We start from the raw sequence: 17,605 nt of genomic DNA, 5'->3' as shown, positions 1-17,605 counted from the left end.
CTACTGCGCGATCGAAACCAGCACGCGCTCGCCGTTGTAGTCGACGATGAGCCCTTGTTGCGCGATCTCGACGAGCTTGGGGCCGGCGGTGAGCGTGTCGCCTTCGCGGTAGCGGCGGCCGTTCACGAGCACGAAGCGCTTCTGCGGGTTCGAATCCCAGACGTGGACGTCGACCGAGAAGGTCGGAAACGCCGCCTGGTACGACTGCGGCATGGATTCGAGCGCCGTGGCGTTCGCCGGCGCCGCCGCTGCGGAGGTTGGCGCGGCAGGTTGGTCGAAGGCTGACGAGCGCATCGATGCTTCCGGGGTCTCGGGCGCGGTTGCGCTCGGGCCCGGAATGGGCGTCTCCGACCTGAAGTTCGCGCCGCGTGGGGGCTCCGGATGCACGACGAAATCGGACTGGGGCTCGGGTTCCGGGGCAGCAGCGGGCGTCGCGACGGGCGATGGTGGATTCGAGCCGGTCAGGTCGTCGAGGCTCGCGAGATTGGCGGACGCGTCGATGGCCGGCGCCAGCGCTTCTTCGGTCTGCGCCGGCTCCTGGGTCTCCGCGCCGATGCCAGAAGGTGGCGGTGCCGGGCCGCGGACGGTGGCGGTGATCTTGCCGGGTGGCAGGGGGGGCGCCGGCCTGGTTTCGTGCTGTGGCCTGAAGATCAGGTAAAGCCCCAGGCAGACCAGCAGCACCAGCCCGGCCAGTACCAGCAGGCGCGGCATCGGCTGAGGGGATTCGGCCTTCCGGCGCGTATCGTCCGGAGCCATCGCGACGTCCTGCAGGCCGGGCGCCTGGCCCAGGTTGCGGTCGCGCTCAGCCTTGCGCAGGGCGTCGAGGATGAAGCTCATGGTGCGCTCGCTGCCGGGCTGGCCAGCATCGGAGTGTCGGTGGCGTGATCGCCGAGCGCGATCAGGGTGCGAACGCCGAGCACCCCGTCGGCCTGGAGCTCGTGGGTGCTTTGGAACTTCTTGAGCTGTTGGGCTAGCTCGGTGTCGAAGCGGTCGGAGACCGGGTTCGGGGGCGCTTTGCCGTCGAGCTCGGCCAGGCGTGTGCGCAGCCAGACCACCGAGGCTCCACGGCTGCCCTGCGCAAGGTAGTTGTCGCTGATTTCGCGGCGCCAGAGCAGCAGGTATTCGCCGGTCCACAGGGTATCGATCTGGTCGAGCGGGACATTGATCGTGCCGCGGCCGGTTTCGATGCTCGCGAAAGTCGCCGTGAGCCCGCGCAGCAGCACGTGTTGCTGTTCGCCGCGGCCGGTCGTCAGCGAGAGCAGGGCCGGGCGGTTGAGCGTGCGCAGGTCGGCCCATTCGCCGTTGCCCTTGAAGCATTCGAGCTTGTGCTGCGAAAGCTCACGGCAGACGTTGGCGCCGGATGGCAGCACGGTGTCGCGATCCCAAAGCCGAATCAAGCGGCTCATGACCACCGGCAGCGTCTGCGAGGACTGCAGCAGCGTGGTGAGGTCGGCTCCGGCCGGGGCGCTCGCGACGCCGCCGGCGGCCGCCTGGGCCTGTGGATCGCTCGCACCTGCTTCGTTCGCCGACGCCGCCGACTTCGGCGCGCTGTTGCCGCTGGCCGTCGCCGGCTGCTGCTGCGGCTGCTCGCCGCCGGCAGCGGCTTGCTCGGGCGCTGCCGCCGCCTTCCGGTGGCGGGCGCTCGTCTCGCTGGTTTCCGGTTGCGCCGCGCGGTTCGCGAAGAATGTCTGGTAGACCAGGGCGATCGAAATGACGACGGCGACACAGGCGAGCCCGGTTTCGATCCAGCGCAGGCGCGATTGCGGAAGCTGCAGCCAGTCCGGTTTCTTGAGCCGCCGGCGCTCGACGCTGGGGCCAGTGCCCGCGACCGCTCCGATCGATTCACCGGCAGCGCGGCGCACGGTCTCGGGGTTTACCCGTCTCACCCCCTGGCTGTAGGCCCCGAGCAGGGCGCGGTCGCAGAGGATGTTGACGAGCCTCGGCACGCCGCGCGTGGCCTTGTGGATCTCGTGGATCGCGGCCGGCGGGAACAGCTCCTCGGTGGTGCCGGCGACGCGCAGCCGATGGCGGATGTACTCGGCGGTTTCGGCTTCGGAAAGCGGCATCAGGTGATAGCGCGCGGTGATGCGGCTCGCGAGCTGGCGCAGGTCCGGGCGCGACAGCAGATCGACCAGCTCGGGCTGGCCGATCAGCATGATGCGCAGCAGTTTTTCCTTGTGTGTCTCGAGGTTGGTCAGCAGGCGGACCTGCTCGAGCACGTCGCGCGGCAGGTTCTGCGCTTCGTCGATGATGACCACGGTGCGCTTGCCGGCCGCGTGCGCGGCCAGCAGATGCACGTTGAGTGCGTCGCCGAGCTGCTTGAGCGTCGGCGTGGGCCCGGCCTTGGCGTAATCGACGCCGAGCTCGTCGCAGATCGATTGCACGAACTCGATCTCGTTCTGGCTCGGGTTGTGGATCATCGCCACGTCGACGCCGTCGAGCTTCTGCTCGAGCAGCGTGCGCACGATGGTGGTCTTGCCGGTGCCGACTTCGCCGGTCAGCTGGACGAAACCGCCGTACTGGCCGGTGCCGTACAGCAGATGCCCGAGCGCCTCCTGGTGACGCGGCGACAGGTACAGGTAGGCCGGGTCCGGAGTGATCGTGAACGGCATCTCCCGGAGATTGAAGAAGGAAAGGTACACGCAGCGCGATCGTCGGGTCGGTGGGCTAGGGCAATGAGCGATCGAGTATAGCCGGGCGCTGCATGTCGACATGGGCGATGCCGTCTTCGAGATACGGATCGCTACATCGCGTGAAACCGAGCGAGGCGTAGAAGGCTTCCAGATGCTGCTGCCCGGAGAGGAACACGGCCTGCCCCGCGTAGCGCCGGTCGCAATGGACCAGCGCCTGCTGCATGAGCCGCCGGCCCAGGCCGGTTCCGCGCTGACTCGCCTCGACCACGACGCGCCCGATCGCCGGCCCGGCCTGCGCTGGCGACAGGCTGTGCGGCCGGGCCACGCCGGGCGGAACCAGGCGCAGGTAGGCCAGCAGCCGGCCGTCCGCAGCGCTCGCGCAGAGGTGCTCGCAGAGCGGGTCGATGCCGTCCATGTCCGAGAACACGCAGTTCTGCTCGACCACGAAGATGTCGCTGCGCAGCTTCAGAAAGGCGTAGAGCGTGTCGGGCTTCAGATCGCGCCAGTGATGCCAGCAGTAGTCGGTCATGAGGTTCAGGAACCTGAGTCAAGCGTCGCGAGCGAGCTGCTGTGGAAGCGAAGCTCGTCGACTCAACGCTGGAAATCGTAGACGCTGCCGATGCCGAGGATCTGCGTCAGCACGTCGAGCGCGGTGCGGGTTTCGTCGAGCAGGGCTGCATCGGCCAGATCGGCGAGCACGAGGCGGTCGCGGTAGTAGCGCATCACCCAGGCGGTGAGCGCATCGTAGCGTTCGGGCGTGATCCAGCTGGCCGCGTTGACCGCAGTGCGCTCGGCTTCGGTCAGCACCACGCGCAGCCGCAGGCAGGCCGGGCCGCCGCCGTTGCGCATCGACTGGCGCAGGTCGAACACCTGCACCTGCGTGATGGGGTTGCGCTCGTCCTCGACGATGCGCTGGATCTGCTGCCAGACGCGCGGGTTCTCCTGGCATTCCGACGATACGATCAATTGCATGCCGCCTTCGGGCGGGCAGACGAGCTGGCTGTTGAACAGGTAGGAGCCCACCGCGTCCTCGACGCTGACCGCGTCGCGCGGCACGTCGATGAAGACCGGCTTTCTGGCTTGCTCCTGTGTGCTGGACCAGTTCTGCGTGATCCATTGCCTGAGTGCGGCGCTATCGGCGAACGCATCTTCGTGATGCAACAGCACTTCGCGATTGCCGACTGCGATGACGTCGTTGTGGAACACGCCCTGATCGATCACGGCCGGGTTCTGCAACTGATGCCGCGTGCGCCCGGCTTGCAGTCCATGCAGGCGGGCGAGCGCCTCGCAGGCGGCGCGCGTCTGTCGCGCAGGGAATTTCTGCGGAGCCGGCTCGTCGGCGTTGCCCTTGCCGTAGACGAACAGTTCGAGCCCGGGCTCGCCGTAGTCCGCGCACAGCCGCGTGTGGTTCGCCGCACCCTCGTCGCCGAGCGCGGGCGTCGCCGGCAGGGGTTCGTGATGTTCGAAGTGGCGCGTGTCCGGGAAGGTCGCGCGCAGCACGCGGCCGCTGGTTGCGGGTTCGAACGAGCGATGCAGGTTGCTGCACAGGTTCGCGGGCGTGAAATGCACGCGCCCGTCGGCCGTGTCGGCGCTCGGCGACACCGTGCCGGCGTTGGCCGTCCACATGCTCGAGGCCGAGCTGACCGCCGCGAGCAGGCCGGGCGCCTCGCGCGCGACCTTGGCGAGGATGTCGCGATCGCGTCCCGAATAGCCGAGCCGTCGCAGTGCCGGCAGGTTCGGGCGCTCCTGCGGAGGCAGCACGCCCTGGGCGAGGCCGAGCCGTTGCAGGGCGCGCATCTTGGCGAGCCCCTGCAGCGCCGCTTCGCGCGGGTTCGACGGCAGATCGGCGTTCTTGGCCGCGGCGAGATTGCCGTGCGCGAGGCCCGCGTAGTTGTGCGTGGGGCCGACGAGGCCGTCGAAGTTGGCTTCGACGGCGAGGGGAGAAGAAGTGCTCATGCGCCGCAGCCTATCACCGCACTGCGGGCATCGAATCCGGGTTTTTCCGGGCTAGGGCGAGTCGGGACGAACGCGCAGGAAGCGCGCGAAACGCGGCAGGCCGTCGCGGGTCAGGCCGGTGTAGGCGTAGGTGATCGTGCGGCCGATCGCGGGCGGCTGCTCGCGGTCCAGATCGCGCAGGCCGCTGCCGACGCGAAATTCGCGGCCCTGCGCATCGCGCACGATCAGCGAGCCGAGCTTGTTCTCGTACTTGCCCTTGCCGGGCACGTGACCGATCACCACCGCCTCGGCATCGTCATAAGGCTTGTACTTGCGCAGGTCGGCGCTGCGCCCGGCCTGATACGCCGAGGCGCCGCGCTTGAGCATGAGCCCTTCGCCGCCCTCGACGATCACCGCATCGAAATACCGGCGCAGGGCCTCGATTGAGTCGACACGTCGCTGCTCGACCGCCTGCACCCAGGGCTGCCGAAGCGCCACCACCACCGACGCGAGCTTCGAGTTGCGAGCGTCGAAATCGCCGGCTTGCTCGGGCAGGTCGAACACCAGATACCGCATGCGCTTCCATTCCGATTCGATCGGCTGCTGTCGCCGCACGCTGCCCGAGACGAGTTCGAACTGTCCGCGGCCGATCCACAGTTCGCCGTCGAGCACGGTGTCGGGCCAGCCGGCCGTGAACCAGGCCGGCGCCGCGATCACATGGCCGCTGCGCGTGAGCAGGTGCCTGCCGTCCCACCAGGCGCGCACGCCATCGAACTTCTCGCTGACGCGCCAGGCGCGCAGTTCGATCGCGTCGCCCTCGTGATAGACCTCGGCGAGCATCGCGGGCGGCGGCGTGGGCTCTTGCGCGGCCGCCGCGAAGGTCCAGCACAGGACGACGAGGGCGAAGAGTGGGCGCATGGAGCAGGGCCGCGGGCAGGTGTAGCGCGATTGAAGACCAATCGAAATTCGCGAGCCGTGACCGGGTGCACGCTTGGGGCGGTGTTTAGGTCCGCTTGGGCTGCAGACAACAAAAAACCCGGCAAAAGCCGGGTTTTTTGTTGTTGAAGTACAGCCGAAACGCTTACTGGCAGGCCTCGCAATCCGGGTCGAGGATCGAGCAGACCTTGGCGCTGCCGACGTCGGTGGCCGAGTAGTCGGTGGTGTCGACCGGCACGGGCGCCGCGACGGCTTTCGCTGCGGTGCCACTGGTCGTTGCGTTGCCGACCTTGTTCAGGCGCGTATCGGTGATCGTCGTCTTCTCGGTGTGCGTCGCGCCCATCGTGCGCAGGTAGTACGTGGTCTTGAGGCCCGACAGCCAGGCGTGCTTGTAGAGCTCATCGAGCTTCTTGCCGCTCGGCTGCGCCATGTACAGGTTCAGCGACTGCGCCTGGTCGATCCACTTCTGGCGACGCGAGCCCGCATCGACCAGACGCTTCGGATCGATTTCGAAAGCGCACTTGTAGATGGCCTTGAGCTCCTCCGGGACACGGTCGATCTTCTGCACGCTGCCGTCGTAGTACTTGAGATCGTGGGCCATGACTTCGTCCCACAGATCGAGCGCCTTGAGATCGTTGACGAGGTACTCGTTGACCACCGTGAACTCGCCAGACAGGTTCGATTTCACGTAGAGGTTCTGGTACGTCGGCTCGATCGACTGCGACACGCCGGTGATGTTGGCGATGGTCGCGGTCGGGGCGATCGCCATGGTGTTGCTGTTGCGAATGCCCGAGGTCTTGATCTGCGTGCGCAGGCTGTCCCAGTCGAAAGCGCCCGAGGCCTGGGTGTCCTGCTGCAGGTACCGATCGCCACGCGCTTCGGCGACGAGGCGGATCGAGTCGATCGGCAGAATGCCCTGGTCCCACAGCGAGCCCTTGAAGCTGCTGTAGGCGCCGCGCTCGATCGCCAGATCGGCCGAAGCCTTCAGCGCGTAGTAGCTGATCGCTTCCATCGAGTAGTCGGCGAACGAGATCGCGCGGTCCGACTCGTAGGGCAGGCGCAGCTTGTACAGCGCGTCGTTGAAGCCCATCACGCCGAGGCCGACCGGGCGGTGACGCAGGTTGGAGTTGCGCGCCGTCGGCACCGAGTAATAGTTGTACTCGATGACGTTGTCGAGCATGCGCATCGCCGTCGTGATCGTGCGTTCGAGCTTGGCCTTGTCGAGCTTGCCTTCGGCGGTGATATGCGCCGGCAGGTTCACCGAACCGAGGTTGCAGACCGCGATTTCCTGGTTGGCCTTGGTGTTGAGCGTGATCTCGGTGCACAGGTTGGAGCTGTGCACGACGCCCACGTGCTGCTGCGGGCTGCGCAGGTTGCACGGATCCTTGAAGGTGATCCACGGGTGGCCGGTTTCGAACAGCATCGACAGCATCTTGCGCCAGAGACCCAGCGCCTGGATGCGCTTGGTGTTCTTGAGGCGGCCTTCTTCGGCGAGCTTTTCGTACTCGACGTACTTCTTCTCGAAGGCTTCGCCGACGAGCTCGTGCAGGTCCGGCGTTTCGTCCGGCGAGAACAGCGTCCACGGGCCGTCTTCCATCACGCGCTTCATGAACAGGTCCGGCACCCAGTTGGCCGTGTTCATGTCGTGCGTGCGGCGGCGGTCGTCACCGGTGTTCTTGCGCAGTTCGAGGAACTCCTCGATGTCGCGGTGCCAGGTTTCGAGATAGGCGCACAGCGCGCCCTTGCGCTTGCCGCCCTGGTTCACGGCGACGCAGGTGTCGTTGGCAACCTTGAGGAACGGCACGACACCGTTGGACTTGCCGTTGGTGCCCTTGATCCAGCCACCCATGCCGCGCACCGGCGTCCAGTCGTTGCCGAGGCCGCCCGCGAACTTGGACAGCATGGCGTTATCGTGGATCGCGCCGAAGATGCCGTGCAGGTCGTCCGGCACCTGCGTCAGATAGCACGACGACAGCTGCGGACGCGGCGTGCCCGAGTTGAACAGCGTCGGCGTCGACGACATGAAGTCGAACGAGGACAGCAGCGTGTAGAACTCGATCGCGCGCGTTTCGCGGTCGATCTCGTTCATCGCCAGGCCCATCGCCACGCGCATGAAGAAGGCCTGCGGCAGCTCGAAGCGGGTCTTGTTGCTGTGGATGAAGTAGCGATCGTAGAGCGTCTGCAGGCCCAGGTAGTCGAACTTGGCGTCGCGATCGGCCAGCAGCGCCTTGCCGAGCGTGTCGAGGTCGAACAGGGCGAGCTTGGGGTCGAGCAGTTCGAGTTCGATGGCGCGGTGGATGTACTCGCGGAAGTAATCCGGGTAGATCGCCTTCATTTCCTCGAAGGTCGGGCGCGTCTCGGACATGCGCAGGAACTTGAGCGCCTCGTGGCGCAGGCCGTCCATGAGCAGGCGCGCGGAGACGTAGGTGTAGTTCGGCTCCTTCTCGATGCGCGCGCGCGCGGCGAGCGTCACGGCCTGGGAAAGCTCGGCCTCCGGAATGCCGTCGTAGAGATCGCGCAGCGCCGAGGACACCACTTCTTCGACGCTGATGCCGGTCAGGCCATCGGCCGCTTCGGTGACGACGCGCTGGATGCGCGCGACATCGAGCGCATGCAGGCTGCCGTCGTCGAACTTGACGTTGATCGCCGGGCCGGCGGGCAGCTGGGCCTCGCTCTTGGCGGCTTCGGCGGCGCGCTCGCTCGCGCGGGCGGCGCGGTAGATGACGTAGGAGCGGGCGACCTTGTGTTCGCCGGCACGCATCAGGGCCAGTTCGACCTGGTCCTGGATGTCTTCGATATGCACGGTACCGCCGCCCGACAGGTGGCGCGTCAGCGCGGCCACGACCTGGGCGGTCAGCGCCTGCACGGTCTCGCGCACGCGGGCGCTGGCCGCGGCCTGGCCGCCTTCGACGGCGAGGAAGGCCTTGGTCAATGCGATGGCGATCTTGGACTGATCGAAGCCCGTGACCTTGCCGTTGCGGCGAATGACCTTGACGCCGCCCGGAGCCACGGCAGCGAGTTCGGCGGTGGAGGCAGGGCCCGCAGGAATGCGGCGCGATTCAGTGTTTTCAGTGACTTGTGTTTGCATGGCGCCCCTAAGGATTGATTCGGTTCCGTCCGAGATGGTCGTTATTGATACGGCACACGAGCAACGGTCTGTCGGGTCTGATCGGACACCCGGGGTGTGCCGTATCAATAACAAAACCCATGCTCTGTGTTCTGGAGGCGGTTACACCGTTTTCATGTCGCAGCCCGCATCCAGGCCAGCGGCATTCGATCTATCGCCGGATGCCACCTCCACAACCGTCGAGAAACAATATCTAGTGGTTCGCCAGTGCGTCAACCCCAATATCCTGTGCCAGAAACGGTGAATAGCCTGTGCAAAAAGTGTGAACCGAATGCTGCAGAGGCCGTCGTTATTGGGTTTTTTGCCGGCTCGAAAGCCGGCTTGCAGGAAGCTTGGAGAAATTCACACAATGTCAGCTGACGAACGGCAACCGACGGGGCTTATCCTGTTAAATCACGCCGTACAGCCCGGCAGCCCGCTTGTCTGCGCCACTTCATGCGGAAATTTGGATTGCGGGCCTGGATCGTGTTCCCCGCTGCTTAGCCCGAGAGACTTCAACGCATGATCGTCCCCGTCCTGATGGCCGGCGGTTCCGGCACCCGCCTGTGGCCGCTGTCGCGCGAGCAGTACCCCAAGCAGTTCCTGAAGCTGCTCAACGAGCGCAGCCTGCTGCAGAACACCGCGCTGCGGGTCGCCAGGCTCGAAGACTCCGCCCCGCCGCTGGTCATCGGCGGCGACGCGCACCGCTTCGTCATCGCCGAGCAGATGCGCGAGATCGGCTTCGACCAGGCCACCGTGATGCTCGAGCCCGAGGGCCGCAACACCGCTCCGGCCGCGGCGGTCGCCGCCCACTACGCGAGCACGCATTTCGGTCCGCAGGCGCTGGTCTTTTTGCTCGCCGCCGACCAGGCCGTCGAGAACACGCCGGCCTTCGTCGCCGCCGTCGAAGCCGCCGCCAAGGTCGCGGCCACAGGCAAGATCGTCACCTTCGGCATCCAGCCCACGCATCCGGAAACCGGCTTCGGCTATATCAAGGCCGGCCCGGCCGCCGAGCACGATGCCTTCGAAGTCGCGGCTTTCGTCGAAAAGCCCGTGCTCGAAAAGGCCCAGGCCTTCCTCGACGAAGGCGGCTACTACTGGAACGGCGGCATGTTCCTGTTCCGCGCCGATGTCTTCCTCGACGAGCTCAAGCGCCTGGAGCCCGAGATGCATGCGGCCAGCCTGCAGAGCTGGAACCACGCGGTGAAGGACATCGATTTCGTGCGCCTGGAACCGACCGCGTTCAAGCGCTGCCGCAACGAGTCGATCGACTACGCGGTGATGGAGAAGACCGCGAACATCGCCCTGGTGCCGCTCGACGCGGGCTGGGACGACGTCGGCTCCTGGACCTACCTCGGCAAGCTGCCGGCGACCGATGACGCCGGCAATCGCGTGCGCGGCGACGTGATCGTCGAAGACAGCCAGGACAACCTCGTGCATGCGAGCACGCGCCTGGTCAGCCTGGTCGGCATGAAGGACACGGTGGTGGTCGAGACCGAGGACGCTGTGCTGGTGGCCCCGCGCGAGCGCGTGCAGGAGGTCAAGAAGATCGTCCAGAAGCTCAAGAAGGCCAAGCGCACCGAGGCGGAGACCAGCCCGCGCGTGTTCCGGCCCTGGGGCAGCTACGAGACGGTGGCGCTGGCGGACCGTTTCCAGGTCAAGCGCATCATCGTCAAACCGGGCCAGAAGCTGAGCCTGCAGATGCACCACCACCGGGCCGAGCACTGGATCGTGGTCTCGGGTACCGCGCGCGTGTACTGCGGCGAGAAGAACTTCCTGCTGACCGAAGACCAGTCCACCTACATCCCCCTTGGCCACACGCACCGGCTCGAGAACCCCGGCAAGGTGCCGCTCGAGCTTATCGAGGTGCAGTCGGGGGCTTATCTGGGCGAGGACGATATCGTCCGCTTCGACGACGTTTACGGACGGACGCCGGCCAAGACGTGAGGCATGAGGCGTGAGGCGTGAGGCGAAAAAAGCTTGACGGCGCGCCTCACGCCAGCTTGGTCGCCGCAGCAGCGAAGATCTGCTCGGCATTCGCGGCCAGAAAGTTGCGGAAGATCAGTGGGCTGCCGTTCTGCGCCCAGAGCTTGCCGCCCCAGGCGTTCACGGCCTGGTTGCGTTCGATGATCTCGACGAACTGCTTTTCGGTGCGTGCGCTGCCGATCGAGCCGTCGGCTTCGAGCACCGGCGTCTCCATCGTCGCGGCGAGCGTCGCGGTCTGGCGCAGGAGTGTTCCGGGCGCACCCTGGATCGCCGGCAGCATGCGAAAACCGCGCTGCCGCATCGCCTCGGCCATCGCTTCGATGCCCGAATACGCGGCGGCGTAGACATCGATGGTCACGTGATTGAAGTCGGGGCCCAGCGCGAGCGCGCTGGCGGCCTCGCCGGAGACGGCGGCGACCGCTTCGAGCAGCGAGCGCTTCATCGGGGGGCCGTTGCGATGCATGAGCCGGTGCACGAAGTGACTCACGAAGGCGTCGGCCTCGCGCTCGCTCAGGCCGCCTTCGGCCTCGGCGCGCTCGATCAGGCCGAGAAAATCGCGATGATCGACCGCCTCGGCCTGCTCGGCGCAATCGGCCTGCACGAGCGCGGCGACTTCGGGCGGAAACGCGGCCAGGTCGACCTGCGAGACGAAGATCTTGAACTGGCGGCTGTCCTCGCCGATGGCCTGCAGGTCGAAGCTCACGAGCTTCTTGGCCGGGAAGCGGTAATCGAGTTCCTTGCGCAGCCCGAGCACGCCGGCCGCGCGGGCGAACAGCGCGGTCACCGCCGGGTCTGCCGTGCGGATCGCCCCGTGGTCGTTCAGGAACGTGCCGCCGTTGTCGGCGACGAGCTTCTGCAGCGCGACGAAATCGGGCACCTGGCTCGCGAACTTGGCGGTCGCAGAAGCGACGAAGCGTTCGCGCAACTGAGCGGGAGTCAGTTTGGGAGTGATCGGCTGGGACATGTTCGGCCGGCGCTCGTGGACGAGGGGAGGAGCCAGACTAGGTGCTCCAAGCCGATGAAAAAAGAGTAGTTGTCCGCATGCCGGGGCGAGTGCCCCGCGCTTACAATCGACCGATCATCCTTCGCGTGCGCCCGATCGTCTGGAATGAGCTTCCAAAAGCATTGTCCCGGCTGCTTCGCCGACAAGGGCGGCGTCGCGGTCTGCCCCGTCTGCCAGTACGACGAATCGGCCCCACGTTCGCCGCTGTTCCTGCCGCACGGCATCATCATCGGCGGCCAGTTCCGCGTCGGTCGCGTGCTCGGCCAGCCGGGCGGTTTCGGCATCACCTACCTGGGCTGGGACATTCACCTGCAGCAGCGCGTGGCGATCAAGGAGTTTCTGCCGCGCGACATCGTCACGCGTCATCCGGGCGAGCTCGACGTTTCCACGCACACGCAGGAGACGCGTTCGGCCTTCGATTTCGGCAAGGAGCAGTTCCTGCGCGAGGCGCGCATCGTCGCCCGGCTCGATCACCCGAACGTGGTGCGCGTGCGCAGCTTCTTCAACGCCAACGACACCGCCTATCTGGTGATGGACTACTACGAGGGCCTGTCGCTCGGCGATTACCTGTCGCGCGTGCGCGGCATCATCGAGCCGGCGCTCGCGGTGCCGCTGATCCGCCCGGTGCTCGATGCCCTGCAGTACGTGCACGAGCACGGCGTGGTGCATCGCGACCTCAAGCCGCACAACATTTACCTGGCCACCGTCGGCAAGCCCATCGTGCTCGACTTCGGCGCCGCCCGGCAGGCCGCGGGCGAGCGCGTGCAGAGCATGTCGGTGGTGCTCACCGACGGTTACGCCCCGCTCGAGCAGTACCAGCGCCGGGCCACCCAGGGCCCGTGGACCGATGTCTACGGCGCCGCCGCCACGCTCTACCGCATGCTCGCCGGGGTGGCCCCGCCAACCGCGCTCGATCGCCTGACCGACGATCCGCTCGAGCGCGGCGGCTGGGACAAGGTGCCCGAATCGCTGCGCGGGGCGCTCAGGAAGGCGCTCGCGCTGAAGCCCGAGCACCGCTTCCAGAGTGCCGCCGAGTTCATCGCCGCGCTGTCGGATTACAGCCCGTTCCAGGTCGCCGCCGAGCCGCCGGTCGTGACCGAGCCCACAGCGCCGGAGCCCGCGATCACGCGCTCGGACCCACCCGCGGTGCGCACCGGGCCGATCGCGCCGGTGCCCGAATCCGAAGAGGGGGTACCGTTCGTTCCCCCGCTGATCGTCCCAACGCGTCCGGTGCCGCCCGCGGAAAGGCCCGCTGCGCCTGCTCCCGCTGCCGGTGCGCCGGCAACCCGGGGTCCGCGCGGTGAAACACCCGCGACCGCGGAGTCCGTTGCGCCGCCGGTCGCGGCGCCTGCATCGGCTTCGCCGATCCCGCCGATTCCGGCCATCGTCCCCGAAGCACCGATCACGCGCAGCGAAAAGCCCCCGCTGACGCGTCGCCAGCTGCCGTTGCTGCCGCCTGCAGCTCCGGGCGAAGCGCCGCCGCAAGGCGTGCAGAAGCCGCTCGCCCCGGCTCCGCGCGACGGCCTGGCGCTCGGGCGCAAGCGCTACAACGCACTCGTGCTCGGCTTGCCGATCCTGCTGTTCGCGGGGCTGCTGGCGGTGCTCGCCGTCAACTGGAACCGGGACCGTCCGTCCCAGCGCAAGCCCTTGTCGCTGCGATCCACCGAGACGCCGGTGGCGGCGAACGCGCCGCCCACCGCGAGCCAGATCGCCGCATCGCCGGCAAACGCCCCGGCCGCAGTGGCTCCGCTGCTGCCGGACATGATGCCGATCGAGGGTGGCGAGTTCCGCATCGGCGAAGACGTGGCGGGCTCGGCCGCCGCACCCGCGCACGGCGTGAAGGTCTCTGCGTATTCGATCTCGACCACCGAGATCACCTTCGAGCAGTTCGCCCAGTTCGTCAGCCAGACTGGCTACCGCAATCCGCGCTGGAAGAACTATCCCTGCGAAAGCGCGGGCAGCCGGTCTCCGAGCTGGGAGGCCCCCGGGTTTCCGAACAGCGATTCGCGCCCGGTGGTCTGCGTGAGCTGGGTCGACGCCAACGCCTACGCCGAATGGCTCGGCCGCCAGACCCGGCTTTCGTTCCGCCTGCCGACCGAGGCCGAATGGGAATACGCGGCGCGCGGGCGCAGCAGTGGCCGTTACTGGTGGGGCGATCGCTACGACGACAGCAAGGCCACTTGCACGGGTTGCCCGGTGGTGCGCGCCGGCCCGCAGCCGGTCAAGAGCTGGCCGCCGAACGCCTTCGGGCTCTACGACACCGCCGGCAACGTGCGCGAGTGGACTTGCTCGAGCGGCGAGCCCTATGGCCGCGGGACCGAAACGCGCTGCGCGGCCGTTGACGTCGGCGGCAGCCGGGCGGTGCGCGGAGGCTCCTGGCGGCAGGGCATCGATGCCCTGCGCTCGGCCCAGCGCGATGCGCTCGACGGCGATCGCCGCGACGTGCAGACCGGGTTCCGCCTCGTGCAGGACGCACGCGGCCCGTCGCCTTGAAGCGCCCGTCGGAACCGGCGTCGCCGACGCCGGAGCGAGCGGCCGCCGAACCCCGCATTCGGCCGCTCGACCTCGACGCGAATCCCGAGCGGTCGCCCAGCGAAGCCTTGCGCTGGGTGTTGTTCGCGGTGGCGGCTGCTTCGGTGATCGCAGCCGTTTGGCTGACGTCGCTGCCGACCCCGTCGGGTGGCGATCGGTCGCTCTGGGCTTCGCTGGGCGCGACGCAGACCTCGAGCCTGCCGACCACCGTCGCGGTGCCGGCTGGTGTGCTGCCGTTCGCCGACGCCAAGGACGGCGGCTACGCGGTCCAGGCCTTCGCGATCGGCCGCACCGAGGTCACCGTCGAGCAGTTCCGCCTGTTCGTGCAGCGTTCGGGATACCAGGGCAGCAGCTGGGCCGCGTTTCCGTGCCTGGGCACGGCGATCGACCTGTCCTGGCAGCAGCCCGGCTACGGGCAATCCGACACTTTCCCGGTGGTCTGCGTCTCGGCCGTCGATGCGATGGCCTACGCGGAGTGGCTCAGCGCGCAGACCGGGCGCTCGTTCCGCCTGCCGACCGAGATCGAATGGGAGTACGCGGCACGCGCCGGTGCGCAGACGCGTTTCTGGTGGGGCGATACCTACGACGAGCGCATGGCCGACTGCAACGGCTGCTCCCCGAATTCGCGCGCACGGCCGACCTTCGTCGGATCCTGGCCGGCCAACGCCTGGGGCCTGCACGACGTCGCCGGCAACGTGCGCGAATGGACCTGCTCGGTGTTCCTGATGCCGATGCGCTCCGAGTCGCAGCACTGCGAGCAGGCACTCGATGAAACCGTGAACCTCACCGTGCGCGGTGGCTCCTGGCAGGAATCGGTCGACGCGCTCGCACTGAGCGACCGCCGGCCCTATGGCGCGTTCCAGCGCAACGTCTGGACCGGCTTTCGGGTTGTCGAGACGGCGGCGGCCACTACGAAATGAGTCATGCCGGAATCCGTCCGGGCCGGGGTTGCGTCACCAGCTCCAGGGCAGCGGCTCGGCCTTCTGGAACAGCCAGCCCTGGAAGCGTGAAACCCCGAGCGCCTTGAGCGCCGCGAGCTCCGCCTGCGTTTCCACGCCTTCGGCGATCAGGGTGACGCCGAGGTGGCCGCCGAGCTCGCAGAGATTGCGCACGATCAGCTGATTGGTGGGGTCCCGGTCGAGCGCGCGGATATAGGCGCGGTCGATCTTCACCGCGGAAAACGGAATCGCCTTCAGGTACGAGAACGAGGCGAAGCCGCTGCCGAAGTCGTCGAGCGCGAACACGCAGCCAAGCTCGCGCAGGCGCGAGACGAACGCGCCGACCAGGTTCAGGTCGCTCACCGCCGCGGTTTCGGTGACTTCGAGCGTGAGGCGGCTCGCCACTTGCGGGTGGTCGCTGAAGAAGCTCGTCACGGTGTCGCGGAAGTCGGCGTCGGCGAGGCTGCGGCCACTGACGTTGACGGCCAGATGCACCTGCTCGGGCACCTGGCCCGACAACATGAGCCGGCTCGCCACGCCGAACACGAAGCCGTCGATGCGCGTCGACCAGCCCAGGCGTTCGGCCGCATCGATGATGCGCTCGGGCGTGTTGACTCTGCCGCTGGTGTCGACCCAGCGCAGCAGCATTTCGTAGCCGAGCAGCTCGCCGTCGCCACCGACGATTTTCTGGCCGTACGGAATCAGCCGGCCCTCCTTGAGCGACTGCAGGATCTCGCGGCGCCATTCGAACAGACTGCGGCGCTCCTCGACCTGCGCGCGAATGTCCTCGAAACGCTGGATGCCGCCGCCACCGCGACCCTTGGCGATCGAAGCCGCGAGATCCGCGTTGTTGACCACCGACATGCAGCTCGCGTCGCTCGCGCTCATGCAGGCGATGCCGATGCTGCCGCTGATGCCCGAGTAATCGCTGAGCCGGACCTGCGAGGTCGTCAGCTCCGCTTCGATGCGCCGTGCGACGTCGTGGGCGCGATCGGCATCGCAATTGATCAGCAGCACCGCGAACTCGTCGCCGCCCCAGCGCGCCGGAACGTCGCGCTTGAACACGGCCTGGCGAATCACGCTCGCGACCCAGACCAGCACGTCGTCACCGGCCTGGTGCCCGTGGCGGTCGTTGACGGCCTTGAAGCCGTCGAGATCGATGAACAGCACCGCGCTCGGCGTGCCGTGCTCGACCAGCGCCGCGTATGACTTTTCGATGGCCGACTGGAACTGCCGGCGATTGCACAGGCCCGTGAGCATGTCGTGGCTGGCCTGGTAGGCGAGCTCGCGCGCCAGCGTGTTCGATTCGGTGGTGTCGTGAAACACGAACACCGCCTCGCGCACGTAGCCGAGCGCATCCTTGATCGGAGCGGCCGAGCATTCCGCCGCGATCTCGCGGCCGCGCAGGAAACGCAACAACGTGCCGCTCGGAAACTGCAGCGTCTGGCCGCCATCGAAGACCTCGGCGAGCACGTCGTCGCCCAGGGCGGGGCCTTCGGGCGCATCGCCGACGATGCGCACGTATTCCTGGAAGGGGCGGTGACGCAGCTCGTCGAGATCGAGTCCGACCATCTGGCAGGCGGCCGGATTGGCGTAGGTGATGCAGCGGCTCTCGTCGATGCGGACGACGCCGTCGGCGATCGACGACAGCGTGATCTGCGCGAGTTCGCGCTGCTTGGTCAGCATCTGCAACTGCAGCCGTTCTTCGGTGCGATCGCTGATCGCGGCGATGAAGTGCAGCGGCAGGCCGTCGCTGTCGCGCATCAGCGTCAGGTCGAGCTGCGCGTAGATGACGCTGCGGTCCTTGGCGACGAAGCGACGCTCCGCGCGGAAGCGCTCCCGCGAACTCGCCAGGGCCGATTCGAACAGTTCGGCGTCGTCGATGTCCTGGCGATGCGTAATCGCGCGGAAATTGAGCTCCATGAGCTCGGCCTTGGAATGCCCGAGCAGTTCGCAGAGCGCGTCGTTGACCGTCAGCAGCCGGCTGTCGAGCCCGACGATCGCGAGCCCGACCGGAACCGTGCTGAAAATCGCCTGGTCCTGTGCCGCGGCGAGCATGGCCGACAGTTGGGCCTGCTTGACGTCGTCGATGCTTTGCAGCGTGCCGACGACGCGCGCCGGCTCGCCGTGTTCGTTGCGCGAGATCACCGCGAGCGACGAGCGCACCCAGCGATAGCGGCCGTCGGCGTGCAGCACGCGGTGTTCGAACTGCACGTTGGGCGTACGCAGGACCAGATGCGACTGGAACCGCTGCGCCAGGGCATCGCGCTCATCGGCGTGAACCAGGTTCACCCAATATTCCATCGGATACTCGGCCGCCGCGCTGCCGTTGCCGATGATCTGTACGAGTTCGGCCGAGCAGTACAGCGTGCGACGCTGGAAATCGCAGTCCCAGACGCCGACGGGCGCGCTCTCGATGGCGTGGCGCCAACGATCGCTCCGCAGCGGATCGTTGCCGCCCTCGCTCGCAAGCGCTGCGGGAGATTGGGTCAATGGTGAAGCGGCGGTCATCGGCGGGTCGGATCGTGGGTCGGCG

At 67.5% G+C, this 17,605-nt stretch carries 11 protein-coding genes; 3 read left to right on the top strand and 8 right to left on the bottom strand.

Annotated elements, in window-relative coordinates; genetic code table 11:
- From WQQ_RS02630 to WQQ_RS02605, 6 genes are all read right to left on the bottom strand, one after another.
- Positions 1-837 carry a general secretion pathway protein GspB gene (locus WQQ_RS02630; RefSeq protein ID WP_007183497.1) on the bottom strand — a complete coding sequence of 279 codons (837 nt, stop codon included), beginning with the start codon at positions 835-837 and terminating at the stop codon, positions 1-3.
- Positions 834-2,642 carry an ExeA family protein gene (locus tag WQQ_RS02625; RefSeq protein WP_007183496.1) on the bottom strand — a complete coding sequence of 603 codons (1,809 nt, stop codon included), beginning with the start codon at positions 2,640-2,642 and terminating at the stop codon, positions 834-836. Before WQQ_RS02625 ends, WQQ_RS02630 begins: the two co-directional genes overlap by 4 nt.
- Positions 2,643-2,667: 25 nt before the next feature.
- Positions 2,668-3,162, bottom strand: coding sequence for a GNAT family N-acetyltransferase (locus tag WQQ_RS02620; RefSeq protein WP_007183495.1), 495 nt, complete (start codon positions 3,160-3,162; stop codon positions 2,668-2,670).
- A 62-nt stretch (positions 3,163-3,224) separates the two neighbouring features.
- Positions 3,225-4,589, bottom strand: a complete 1,365-nt coding sequence (gene astB, locus WQQ_RS02615) for an N-succinylarginine dihydrolase (protein WP_007183494.1) — start codon at positions 4,587-4,589, stop codon at positions 3,225-3,227.
- Between the two features lie 51 nt (positions 4,590-4,640).
- Entirely contained in the window at positions 4,641-5,486 is an 846-nt protein-coding gene (locus WQQ_RS02610) for a DNA ligase (RefSeq protein ID WP_007183493.1), read from the bottom strand.
- Positions 5,487-5,649: 163 nt separating this feature from the next.
- On the bottom strand, positions 5,650-8,592 hold the full coding sequence (locus WQQ_RS02605; RefSeq protein ID WP_040452864.1) for a ribonucleoside-diphosphate reductase subunit alpha: 2,943 nt from the start codon (positions 8,590-8,592) through the stop codon (positions 5,650-5,652).
- Between the two features lie 540 nt (positions 8,593-9,132).
- Between WQQ_RS02605 and WQQ_RS02600 the strand changes: the two genes are divergently transcribed.
- Complete coding sequence (locus WQQ_RS02600; RefSeq protein WP_007183491.1) at positions 9,133-10,557, top strand: mannose-1-phosphate guanylyltransferase/mannose-6-phosphate isomerase; 1,425 nt, start codon at positions 9,133-9,135, stop codon at positions 10,555-10,557.
- A 46-nt stretch (positions 10,558-10,603) separates the two neighbouring features.
- Here WQQ_RS02600 and WQQ_RS02595 read toward each other — a convergent pair whose 3' ends face one another.
- A complete protein-coding gene (locus WQQ_RS02595) occupies positions 10,604-11,560 on the bottom strand; it encodes a 2-oxoadipate dioxygenase/decarboxylase family protein (RefSeq protein WP_007183490.1) in 957 nt (318 codons plus the stop codon).
- Positions 11,561-11,704: 144 nt separating this feature from the next.
- Between WQQ_RS02595 and WQQ_RS02590 the strand changes: the two genes are divergently transcribed.
- Together WQQ_RS02590 and WQQ_RS22805 are read left to right on the top strand one after the other, a co-directional pair.
- Positions 11,705-14,092, top strand: coding sequence for a bifunctional serine/threonine-protein kinase/formylglycine-generating enzyme family protein (locus WQQ_RS02590; protein ID WP_007183489.1), 2,388 nt, complete (start codon positions 11,705-11,707; stop codon positions 14,090-14,092).
- Positions 14,089-15,051, top strand: coding sequence for a formylglycine-generating enzyme family protein (locus tag WQQ_RS22805; RefSeq protein ID WP_007183488.1), 963 nt, complete (start codon positions 14,089-14,091; stop codon positions 15,049-15,051). Before WQQ_RS02590 ends, WQQ_RS22805 begins: the two co-directional genes overlap by 4 nt.
- 33 nt (positions 15,052-15,084) lie before the next feature.
- On the opposite strand, the gene WQQ_RS02580 is transcribed toward WQQ_RS22805, so the two are convergent.
- Positions 15,085-17,580 carry a sensor domain-containing protein gene (locus WQQ_RS02580; RefSeq protein ID WP_007183487.1) on the bottom strand — a complete coding sequence of 832 codons (2,496 nt, stop codon included), beginning with the start codon at positions 17,578-17,580 and terminating at the stop codon, positions 15,085-15,087.
- Positions 17,581-17,605 lie beyond the last annotated feature (25 nt).

The organism is Hydrocarboniphaga effusa AP103, assembly GCF_000271305.1.
Lineage (GTDB): Bacteria > Pseudomonadota > Gammaproteobacteria > Nevskiales > Nevskiaceae > Hydrocarboniphaga > Hydrocarboniphaga effusa.
The sequence above is the reverse complement of the archived record's forward strand: the minus strand, read 5'-3'. Positions and strand labels throughout refer to the sequence as shown.